At 66.0% G+C, this 11,103-nt stretch carries 9 protein-coding genes; 3 read left to right on the forward strand and 6 right to left on the reverse strand.

Annotation, left to right across the window (positions count from 1 at the left end):
- Positions 1–34: 34 nt before the first annotated feature.
- The 6 genes from M2319_RS01010 to M2319_RS01035 all read right to left on the reverse strand — a co-directional run bounded on the left by M2319_RS01010 (position 35) and on the right by M2319_RS01035 (position 7,558).
- Positions 35–1,408 carry a DUF2778 domain-containing protein gene (locus tag M2319_RS01010; protein ID WP_264599567.1) on the reverse strand — a complete coding sequence of 458 codons (1,374 nt, stop codon included), beginning with the start codon at positions 1,406–1,408 and terminating at the stop codon, positions 35–37.
- Positions 1,409–1,825: 417 nt separating this feature from the next.
- Positions 1,826–2,863, reverse strand: a complete 1,038-nt coding sequence (locus M2319_RS01015) for a LacI family DNA-binding transcriptional regulator (protein WP_264599926.1) — start codon at positions 2,861–2,863, stop codon at positions 1,826–1,828.
- 43 nt (positions 2,864–2,906) lie between these two features.
- Positions 2,907–4,439 (reverse strand): galactarate dehydratase, encoded by a 1,533-nt coding sequence (gene garD / locus M2319_RS01020; RefSeq protein WP_264599568.1) that lies wholly within the window; start codon positions 4,437–4,439, stop codon positions 2,907–2,909.
- Positions 4,436–5,944: a tripartite tricarboxylate transporter permease gene (locus tag M2319_RS01025; protein WP_264599569.1), complete on the reverse strand. Its 1,509-nt coding sequence runs from the start codon at positions 5,942–5,944 to the stop codon at positions 4,436–4,438. The genes garD and M2319_RS01025 overlap by 4 nt, the downstream gene beginning before the upstream one ends.
- A gap of 25 nt (positions 5,945–5,969) precedes the next feature.
- Positions 5,970–6,407 (reverse strand): tripartite tricarboxylate transporter TctB family protein, encoded by a 438-nt coding sequence (locus M2319_RS01030; protein ID WP_264599570.1) that lies wholly within the window; start codon positions 6,405–6,407, stop codon positions 5,970–5,972.
- A gap of 107 nt (positions 6,408–6,514) precedes the next feature.
- Entirely contained in the window at positions 6,515–7,558 is a 1,044-nt protein-coding gene (locus tag M2319_RS01035) for a type 2 periplasmic-binding domain-containing protein (RefSeq protein ID WP_264599571.1), read from the reverse strand.
- A 438-nt stretch (positions 7,559–7,996) separates the two neighbouring features.
- Here M2319_RS01035 and M2319_RS01040 point away from each other — a divergent pair, with 438 nt between their 5' ends.
- The 3 genes from M2319_RS01040 to glxR are packed head-to-tail and all read left to right on the forward strand — an operon-like array spanning position 7,997 to position 11,032.
- On the forward strand, positions 7,997–9,346 hold the full coding sequence (locus M2319_RS01040; protein ID WP_264599572.1) for an enolase C-terminal domain-like protein: 1,350 nt from the start codon (positions 7,997–7,999) through the stop codon (positions 9,344–9,346).
- Between the two features lie 14 nt (positions 9,347–9,360).
- Entirely contained in the window at positions 9,361–10,119 is a 759-nt protein-coding gene (locus M2319_RS01045) for an HpcH/HpaI aldolase family protein (protein WP_264599573.1), read from the forward strand.
- A 31-nt stretch (positions 10,120–10,150) separates the two neighbouring features.
- Entirely contained in the window at positions 10,151–11,032 is an 882-nt protein-coding gene (gene glxR / locus M2319_RS01050) for a 2-hydroxy-3-oxopropionate reductase (protein ID WP_406682055.1), read from the forward strand.
- Positions 11,033–11,103 lie beyond the last annotated feature (71 nt).

Below are 11,103 nucleotides of genomic sequence, written 5' to 3' on the forward strand. Positions count from 1 at the left end.
CCGCCTTGCCGTTCGTCTCTTATGGGAAGCGCCCTTACAAAGCCGCCATGTAGGTGGGCAGCTCGTCGAGCGTTCGGACGACGATCATGCGCTTGATCCGGCCCTTCTTGAAGGCGGTCAGGAAGCGGTCGTAATTCTTGAAGACGACGCAGCCATTGGACTGGGAGCTGTCGCCGCGGGCGTACATGTAGGTGTGGGCCAGGAGGCCGTCGCGGTTGAATTTCTTCTTGCCGTCGGCGGGCAACAGGCGGATCGCCTCGACGCCATGGAAGCGGCGCTCGCGCATCACCAGATTGTAGAGGTTGGGCGGCGTCGGGCCGCGGTTCTTCTTGGTAACGTAGCGCGGATTGTCCTGCATGTGGGCAAGGCCGGAATGGGCCTCCAGCTTTTCGCCGTTCGGCATGTGGACGGTTGCCGATTCGATGACGTAGACGGCGACGCGACTGCCGGGGCCGGGCAGTTCGGAGCCGTCGGAGCCCCGGAACAGCTTTCCGAAGATGCTGCTCGAGGTCTCGCCGTCGACCTCTGTCTCACGGGGTTCGGGCGACGCGTAGGCGAGCGTTGCCGCCACATCCCGGCGCACGGCCCTTGCCGGACGCTCCGGACGCGGGCGCGGCCGCACATCGGCAAAAACCGGCAGGTCGGGCGTTTCGGGCGCGAGACTCGCGACCGTTCGGGTCCCGGCATCGGCGGCGATCTGCGGGCGGGGCATCGGCCGGGCGAAATCGACCGGCAGGGATTCGGTGGCAATCCGGGTGCCGGCCTCCGGGACGGCGCCGGTGACGATGCCGTAGGTTGCCGGGTCGTGGGCAAAGGCGAAGCGCTGGTCGAGGTCGATGGCAAGGGCGAGCGCTGCGACCTGGCCGCTCTCGACCATGGTGACGGCCGGCGCCAAAAGGCCCGGCATGTCGTCGTCAAGGCCACCCGTCAGCCAGACGGTCGAGGACTGGCGGGCAAGGTCCGCCGGGTCGTAGACGAGGGCGTATGAGACCGGCTGGCCGACAACGGCCGGGGCCGCCTTGGCCTGCTGCGGCTTCTCCTCGACAGACGTTTCGGCCACGGTCGGCAACCGGTCCTGGCGGTCGTTGCGCGCGACGGCCTCGGCCTTTTCGGATGTTCCCGGCGCGTCTGCCTTGATCGTCCGGTTCCTGTGCCGAATGGTCACCACGCGCGCGGTCTTCACCGGGGCGGCCTTTTCGGCCGCCGGGCCGGTCTCGTTGGCCGAGATGCGCTTGAAGTCCGGCCGCCCGACAAGGCCTTCGGAGAGCTGCGAAAAGCTGTGGGCGAGCACGGCCAGCATGACGAGGACCAAAAGGACGCCGAGGCCGCCCGCGGCAAGGCCGGCATAGGCAAGACGCTTCGTGCGGCCGGGCGCGCCCTGCGCCTGCGCTCCAACATGTCCGGTCATGGCCGGCCCCCCGATCCGCAGAGCGGGGTCTTTGGCGATCTGCACGGGTCGTCGCGCCGCGGCGGACGCATTATCACTTCGGAACTCATACGCTTGCCTTCCCATCCCGGAGCCCGCGGGCTCCTCGATGTCTTGCCTCGTTGCGATATCCCCATTCGCCCCTTCGGTCCGCCGACGGGCGCAATCCGGCGCAAAGCACCGAAAATGCATAAAAAACCGGCGACGGCGGCAAGCATTGAATAACCAAAATCTGCAAGATTCCGTTAACGCTGGTGGCCTCCCGGCAGCGTCGAGGCGCTGGGGAACGGCGACGATTGCGGCGGACGGCGGTCCGCAAGCCGCGGCACCAAACCTGCAGAAAACGGTCATTTTGTGGTGGAGGGCCGCGGCGGATCGCGCGTCCGTGCCGGGGCTCGCTCAGGCGGTCTGGCGGGCGATGATCTCAAAGCCGACGTCGACGACGTTTTCCTCCACCGGTTCGTCGTCGAGGCGGGCGAGCAGCGCTTCGGCCGAGCGCTCGCCGATGGTGACGCGGTCGACCTTGACGGTGGTCAGCGCCGGATAGGTGAAGGCGGCGAAATTCTGGTCGCCGAAGCCGACGATGGCGACGTCGTCGGGGCTTGCCAGGCCGCGGGCCTGGGCTTCCACCAGGACACCCTGGGCGACCGTGTCGGAGCTGCAGAAGACGGCCATCGGCGTCGGCGTCGTGGCCAGAAGGTCGGCCAGCGCGCGGCGGCCGAGTTCCAGGCTGCTGACGGGGGAGAGGTAGCTGGTTGCCACCCGGTCGATGCCGCGTTCGGCAAGCTCGGCGGTAAAGGCCCGGTTGCGCAGGCGCGCGCGCGGATCGTCGGCGGAGGCGACGCCGAAGGTGCGGTGGCCGCGGTCGTGGAGATAGGCGGCGACGGAGTGGCCGACCCGGGAATGGGAAAAGCCGACGGCGATGTCGAGCGGCGTCGGCGTGATGTCCCAGGTCTCCACGATCGGGATGCCGGCGGCGAGCAGGCGCTGGCGGCAGGTGGCGGAGTGGTGGATGCCGGTGAGGAAGATGGCGTCGGGGCGCCGGCTCAGCACCGTGACGACCAGTTCCTCCTCCGCATCGGGGTCGTAGCCGGTCTCGCCCAGAAACACCTGGTAGCCGCTTTCGCGCACGCGCCGGGTGAAGCTCTGGATGGTTTCGGCATAGACGAGGTTGGCGATGCTCGGGACGATCGCCGCGATCAGGCGGCTGCGGCTGGAGGCGAGCCCGCCGGCGAGGAGGTTCGGAACGTAGCCGGTGGAGGCGATGGCGTCCTGGATCCGGCTCAGGGTCTTGGCGGCGACCTTTTCCGGGTGGTTGAGCGCGCGCGAGACCGTGGTCGGGGCGACGCCGGCAAGCCGCGCGACGCTTTCCAGCGTGACGCTGCGCGCCGCATGGCGCAGCCGGCCATCCCCATTCTCGATCTTCTTGGTCGGCATTCCAGCCACGAAGTGTCATCCACCTGCGATACGGCCGGAAGCGTCACGTCACCGGCGCCGGGTTAAATAGCGTAAGGTCGTTGAAAATGCCAAGTCGATCGGCCGCGGTTTGTCGCCGTCCGCTCGCCGTCTCAAGGATAAGGCGGAAGAGCTCGCTGCCGCACTCCTCGATGGTCGCCCCGCCGGAGGCAATCTGCCCGGCGTCGAGGTCCATCAGGTCGTGCCAGCGGCCGGCAAGGGCGGAGTTGGTTGCCACCTTCAGCGTCGGGCATTCGGCGAGGTTGTAGGGCGTGCCGCGGCCGGTGGTGAAGACGTGGAGGTTCATGCCGGCGGCAAGCTGCAGGGTGCCGCAGACGAAGTCGCCGGCCGGGGTGGCGGCGAAGTTGAGGCCCTTGCGGCGGACCCGCTCGCCGGGGCCGAGCACGTCGACGATGGGGCTGGTACCGGATTTGACGACCGAGCCGAGGGCCTTTTCGACGATGCCGGAAAGGCCGCCGGCCTTGTTGCCGGGCGTCGTGTTGGCGCTGCGGTCGGCGCCGCCCCGGCCGAGATAGGCGTCGTACCAGGCCATTTCGCGGGCAAGGGCTGCGGCAACCTCCGCGTCGGCGGCGCGCGGCGTCAGCAGGTGGACCGCGTCGCGGACCTCGGTGACCTCGGAAAAGAGCACCGTGCCGCCGGCGGCGACGATGAGGTCGGCGGCATACCCGACGACCGGGTTGGCCGTCAGTCCGGAAAAGGCGTCGCTGCCGCCGCATTGCACGCCGACGACGAGGTCGGAGGCGGGGCAGGGCTCGCGGCGGCGGCGGTCGAGGCGTTCCAGGTGGCCTTCGGCCTGGCGGAGGATGCCGTCGACCATGGCGGCAAAGCCGGTGAACTGGAGATCCTGGAGGAAGAGGGTGGTGGCATCGTCGCCGGTCGCGCCTTCGGGCAGCAGCCGTTCCGGCCGCAGCTTTTCGCAGCCGAGGCCGATGACCATGACCTCGCCGCCGAAATTGGGATTGCGGGCGAGGTTCTGGAGTGTGCGGATCGGCACCTTTGCGTCCGGCGCGGCGATGGCGACGCCACAGCCATAGGAATGGTTGAGGCCGACGACGCCGTCGACATTGGGGTAGCGGGGGAGCAGCTCGTCGCGGATCCGCCGCACCACGTGGTCGACGACGCCGGCGACGCATTGCACGCTGGTGGTGATGGCAAGGAGGTTTTTCGTTCCGACGCTACCGTCCACGTTGCGGTAGCCGTCGAAGGTGTGGCCGTCGAGTGCCGGCGCGGCGGGCGCGGGCGCTGCGGGCGCCGGCAGGGCGTCGAGCGACGGCGGTTCGGGCAGGTGGATGCGGTGTTCGTTGACCCAGGCGCCGCGGGCGAGGGGCTCTTTTGCGATGCCGATTACCGTCCCGTAGCGCAGGACCGACCCGCCTTCAGGGATGTCCGTCAGCGCCACCTTGTGGCCGAACGGCACGTTGTCGACCAGCTTTGTGCCGTCATCGAGTTCGGCGCCGACCTTCAGCCCGCCCTCGACGAGCACGATCGAGACGTTGTCGTCCGGATGGGTTTTCAGGATCGGGGCGGTGCCGGTCATTGCTCGGGCCCGTGGTCGCGTTCGCGCTGGCGCGCCTTGATGAGCCCGAAGATCGAATAGGCGACGGAGATGCCGATCAGCACCCAAAGGAACATGGCGATCGGGCTCTTGGTGAAGAAGATGGTCAGGGTGCCGAAGGATTCCAGACTCTTGACGAAATAGACCTCAGCCTGCTGGCCGAGGATGAAGCCGATGATCAGCGGGGCGATCTCCAACCCGACCTTCTGTCCGAGATAGCCGAAGATGCCGAACAGCAGCAGCGTCCAGACGTCGAACATGATGCCGTAGTTGATGGCGTAGGCGCCGACGACGCACATCATGATGATGCCCGGATAGAGCAGGTATTTCGGGATCGTGATGACCTTCACGATGTGGCGGATGGCAAAGAACATGACCGCGAACATGACGAGGTTCGCGAACACCAGCGCCACCATCATGGTGTCCCAGGTGGCAAGGTTCTCGCCGATGAAGAGTGGGCCGAGCTGGATGCCCTGGAGGGTGAAGGCGCCGATCAGGACGGCTGTGGTGCTGTCGCCGGGAATGCCGAGCGACAAGAGCGGGATCAGCGCGCCGCCGGTGAGGCCGTTATTGGCGCTTTCCGACGCGATCACACCTTCCGGCGCACCCTTGCCGAGTTTCGACGGGTCCTTCGAAAAGTTCTTCTGCTGGGTATAGGAGAGCACCGAGGCGGCGCTGCCGCCGACGCCGGGCAGCATGCCGACGAAGGTGCCGATGGCGCTGGAGCGGAAGAGGTTGACGATCTGGCCTTTGAAGACGGCAAAGGAGAACGGCTTGCCGGCGTCGAGCTTCAGGTCGCCGGCGACTTCCTCGCGGATGCCGTTCTCCGCCTCCTGGAAGATGGTGGCGAGGCCGAAGAGGCCGATCAGCACCGGCAGCAGCGAGAAGCCGCTTTCCAGATAGGGCTCCATGAAGCCGAACATCAGCCGGTATTCGCCGTTGCCGCCGACGGAGACGTCATAGGCGCCGATGAGGCTGAGCCAGACGCCGAGCACGCCGCTGAAGATGCCGAGGAGCAGCCGCTTCGACAGCGAGGCGATGACGGTCAGCGCGAACAGGATGATCAGGAATTTCTCGATATAGGAGAATTTGATCGCGAAGTCGGCAAGGGTCGGCGCGAACAGGAACAGCACCAGCGCGCTGAGGAGGCCGCCGACGAGGGAGGAGGCGATGCCGGTCTTCAGCGCCCGCTCGCCCTCGCCCTTCTGCGTCATCGGATAGCCGTCGAAAGTGGTGGTGATCGAGGACGGCGTGCCGGGGATGTTGAGGAGGATGGCAGGGACGAGGCCGCCGGAAATGCCGCCGACATAGAGCCCGAGCAAGAGCGCCAGGCCGTTGGTGAGATCGAGGCCGTAGGTCATCGGCAGGCAGACGGCGACGGCCATCGTAGCGGTCATGCCGGGGATGGCGCCGAAGATGATGCCGACGACGACGCCGAAGCCGATGAGGCCGAAAAAGAGCGGGGTGAGGGCGCTTACGAATTCCACGGGGCCAGCCTCCGGTGGGCGTGCGTCATGGCAGCGTGATGTGGAAGAGCTGCGCCAGCGTGCACCAGGCGACGGTCGGCGAGAGCACCGAACTGAGGCCGATGACGGCAAGCCGGCGCCAGGTGAGGCCGTGCACATAGAGCAGCGACAGCGCGAACATGAACGGCACCGACATGATCAAAAAGCCGAGGCCGCGGTTGGGGAAGAACTGGCCGACCCAGTCCATCGACAGGAAATAGGCGACGGTCAGCGCCAGGGTGCCGAAGAGGCGCAGCGCGTCGAACCCGCCCTTTTTCGGCAACAGGCGGCGCTTGCCTTCCCGGAACTCGCGGATCAGGCCGGGTCCGTAGACGATCGCGATCGCGATCGCCAGGACCAGCAAGATCCACTGGATGATGGTCGGGAAAAACAGATGCGACTGGGAAAAGTCGATCTTGACGCTGAGGAAACCGGTACTCGGCATCGCGGAACCTCCCCGAAGGCCTCTCCCGGGCCGCAACGACGGCCCGACACCAAAGAAGGACGCGGTTCCGGCCCGAAAGGGCCGGGCCGGAACCGCGCAAGGATACCCTATCGGATGGATTCGATGATGGTCTTGTACTGCTCCATCTTGTCCTTCAGATAGGACTGAGCCTCGGAGGAAGGCTTGAAGTTCGGAATGAAGAAGGACTTCTTCTGGGTCTCCTGGATCTTGCCTTCGGCGAAGATCTCGCCGAGCGCCTTGTCGTAGAAGGCGACGATCTCGGGGGACATGTCCTTGTTGTAGAGGAAGAAGAACTCCTTATCGAAGGTGAAGTCCTTGCTGCCGTCCTGGGTGACAGAGGCGTTCGGCGAAACGTATTTCAGAAGCTCTTCGCGGCTGGTCTCGCCCATGCCTTCCGGATTGGCCTGCTCGATGGTCTCGTGGCGGGCGGTCAGCCAGACGAAGCGCATGGCCTTCTGGTCGTCGGCCGGCAGGCGGGTGTATTGCTCGTTGGCCTGGACGGAGCCGTTGATGAGGTCGGCCTGGCCGTCGAACAGGAGCTGGTTCTTGTCGGCCTGGGAGCCGGTATTGACGGCGACGAGGTTCGCCTCCTTGCCCGGATAGCGGATCTTGATGGCGTTCTTCAGGGCGCTGAAGCCGATTTCCGAGACGCCGCCCGGCTGGATCGCGACGCGGATGCGCTTGCCGTCGGCGCAGGCCTGGATGATGTCCTCGATGGTCTGGTAGGGCGAGCTCTTCGGAACCAGATAGGCGTTGCCCGGATTGATGGCGACCGTCGGGCCCACGGTGTAGTCGTCAAACGGGTTGGAATAGCCTTTCCGGCCATAGAGATAGCCGAGATAGGACTGGTCGTGGAACACCATGATGGTGTTGCCGTCGGACAGCCGGTCGATGGTCTTGAAGGCGGCGCTGGCGCCGACGGCGTCGACCTTGACGTTGATGTCGAGCTTTTCGGCAAGGGCCTGGGCGACGATGCTGGTGTTCTGGTAGGTGTCGCCGCCGGTCGACTTGGACCCGATGACGATGCGGACGTTGCCGCCGATCGGCATGTCCTCGGCCAGGACCTGCGAGGAAGCGAGGCCGGCGGTCGCGACGAGGGCCGCAAGGAGCCCGGATTTCAAGATGTTCATGCCATTTCTCCCATAGAAAATCTTTATTGGGACGCTCTCTTTTCGGAGCGTCCGGTGAGCGCACGCGGCTCAAATGCCGCCTCCCGTCCCCGTTGTCCGTCCCGAAGGTGGCGATGCGCCCCGCCCGAACGGCAACCGGTTGTCGTTTTGCAGTGCCGTCGACTCCATTGCAGGGAGTGAAAGCGCTGTCATTCCTTATCGTGGGGCGATCTGGAAATTCTGTCAATCCCGGTTTTGTTCTGTCAAAAACAGCTAATATGGCCGCTAAAACAGCCATTTGGCGCCGTATTGGCAGAAATGCAAAAAATATGGTTGCGCTTTCATTCAAGATTTGCCGAGATAGCGGGCGGCCCCGCGACGGGGACGAAACGATAAGGGCAGGAAGCGGCGCGCCGGAAAATGGCGCAGACCTATCCTGCCCACATCAAAGGGTGGACAATGTCGGCAATCGAGGCCTATCCGGGGCAGTCTCCGAAGATCGTCGAGATGCTGGTCTTTCCCGTTGCCGGCGAGGACAGCATGCTGCTCAATCTGAGCGGCGCCCACGGGCCCTTCTTCACCCGCAACGTCGTCGTCCTGACGGACGAGACCGGCCGAACGGGCCTTGGAGAGGTTCCGGGCGGCGAGAAAATCTGCCAGACGCTGGAAGACGCCACCCCGCTCGTCGTGGGGCGCGAGGTTGGGGATGTCAACGCCGTGCTTCAGGCGATGGAGACGGCATTCGCCGGCCGCGATGCCGATGGCCGGGGCCTGCAGACCTTCGACCTGCGCATCGCCGTCCACGCCATGACCGCCGTCGAAGCCGCGCTGCTCGACCTTCTCGGCCAGTTCCTCGGCCTGCCGGTCGCGGCCCTCCTCGGCGAAGGCCAGCAGCGCGACAGCGTCCCGGTCCTCGGCTATCTGTTCTATGTCGCCGATCGCACCGCGACCGATCTGCCCTACCGGTCCGAGGGCGATGCCGCGGATCCTTGGGTCCGCCTGCGCAACGAGGCCGCGCTGACGCCCGACGCGGTGGTGCGGCTCGCAGAGGCCTCCCATGAGCGCTACGGCTTCAAGGACTTCAAGCTGAAGGGTGGGGTGTTCTCCGGCGAGGAGGAAATGGCGGCCGCCGAGGCTCTGTCGCAACGCTTTCCGGACGGGCGCATCTCGCTTGACCCGAACGGCGCCTGGTCGCTGGAAGAGGCGATATCCCTCTGCAAGGGCCGGGGTGACGTCCTTGCCTATGCGGAGGATCCGTGCGGTGCGGAGGACGGCTATTCCGGCCGCGAGGTGATGGCCGAGTTCCGTCGCGCCACCGGGCTCCCGACGGCCACCAACATGATCGCCACAGACTGGCGGCAGATGGGCCATGCAATCCTGTTGCAGGCCGTCGACATCCCGCTCGCCGACCCACATTTCTGGACGCTGCGCGGCTCGGTCCGCGTCGCGCAGATGTGCCGCGACTGGGGCCTGACCTGGGGCTCCCACTCCAACAACCATTTCGACATTTCGCTGGCGATGTTCACCCATACCGCGGCGGCAGCGCCCGGCAAGGTGACGGCCATCGACACGCACTGGATCTGGCAGGACGGCCAGAACCTCACCCGCGACCCGCTAGAAATCAGGAACGGCGAGATCGCGGTGCCCGACCGGCCGGGGCTCGGTATCGAGCCGGACATGGACCGCATCCTTGCCGCCAACGCGCTCTACCGCGACCAGGCGCTCGGCGCGCGCGACGATGCTGCCGGCATGCAGTTCCTGATTCCGGGCTGGGCCTTCGACAACAAGCGGCCCTGCCTGGTCCGATAGGAAGGATTTTTTCGATGCGAGCGAACAGACTGCGCGAGATCTGGGCGGCCGGCGGGGCCGCCGTCAACGGATGGCTGACCATTCCGCACGCTTTTGCCGCGGAAACCATGGCGCACCAGGGCTGGGATTCCCTCACGGTCGACATCCAGCACGGCGTCGTCGACTACCAGGCGGCGGTCAACATGATGATCGCCGTTTCCACCACCGACACCGTCCCGGTCGTGCGGGTGCCCTGGCTGGAGCCGGGCATCCTGATGAAGGCGCTCGACGGCGGCGCCTACGGCATCATCTGCCCGATGGTCAATTCCGGCGCCGACGCCGAACGGCTCGTTAAGTTGACCCACTATCCGCCGCTCGGCACGCGCAGCTTCGGGCCGATCCGGGGCCTCCTCTATGGCGGCCCGGACTATCCGGAAAAGGCCAACGACACGGTCGTCGTCTTCGCCATGATCGAGACCCGTGAGGGGCTCGACAATCTGGAAGACATCCTCAGGGTCCCCGGCCTCGATGCCGTCTATATCGGCCCGTCGGACCTGTCGCTGGCGCTCGGCTGCAAGCCGACCTTCGACGAGGTGGACAAGCCCGCCGCCGAAGCCATCGACTACATCCTCGCCAAGGCCAAGGAGCACGGCAAGGTCGCCGGCATCCACAACGGCACGCCGGAATTCGCCAGGAAGCGCATCGAGAAGGGCTTCCAGTTCGTCACCATTGCCTCTGACGCCCGGCTGATGGCGGCCGGCGCAAGGCAGGTGCTGCAGACGGTTCGGGCGTGACGCCCCGCGGAACAGACAAAGGAGAGACAGGATGAGCAAGGTTGGATTCATCGGAACCGGCATCATGGGCGCGCCGATGGCGGGCCATCTCCTCGATGCCGGCCACACCGTGACGACGCTCGACCGCGGCAAGGTGCCGGCGGACCTCAAGGAAAAGGGCATCGTGCCGGTTGCGACTTCGCGCGAGGTCGCCGAGCAGTCGGAAATCGTGATCCTGATGGTGCCGGACACGCCGCAGGTGGAAGAGGTGCTTTTCGGCGAGGGCGGCGTCGCCGAAGGGCTTTCCGCCGGCAAGACGGTCATCGACATGAGCTCGATCTCGCCGATCGCCACCAAGGAGTTCGCCAGGAAGATCAACGATCTCGGCTGCGAATATGTGGACGCGCCGGTGTCCGGCGGTGAGGTCGGCGCCAAGGCGGCAACGCTCACCATCATGTGCGGGGCGACGGAAAAGGGCTTCGCGACGGCGAAGCCGCTGTTCGAACTGATGGGCAAGAACATCACGCTGGTCGGCGGCAATGGCGACGGCCAGACCTGCAAGGTCGCCAACCAGATCATCGTCGCCCTCAATATCGAGGCCGTCGGCGAGGCGCTGCTGTTTGCCTCCAAGGCCGGGGCCGACCCGGCCAAGGTGCGTGAGGCGCTGATGGGCGGCTTTGCCTCCTCAAAGATTCTGGAGGTTCACGGCGAGCGCATGGTCAAGCGCACCTTCGATCCGGGGTTCAGGATCGAACTGCACCAGAAGGACCTGAATCTCGCCCTTTCGAGCGCCCGGGCGATGGGCGTCGGCCTGCCGAACACGGCAACGGCCCAGGAACTCTTCAACGCCTGCACGGCCCACGGCGGCGCCGGCTGGGACCATTCGGCGATGGTCAAGGCGCTGGAGCTGCTCGCCGACCACGACGTCGCCTGACGTCGCGCGCAGACAAAGACCGGGAGAGAGGGCCTGCGTCCTCCCGGTCCGCTCCACCCCCTGAAAATTCG

Origin of the sequence: Rhodobium gokarnense, from assembly GCF_025961475.1 — a bacterium.
GTDB lineage: Bacteria > Pseudomonadota > Alphaproteobacteria > Rhizobiales > Rhodobiaceae > Rhodobium > Rhodobium gokarnense.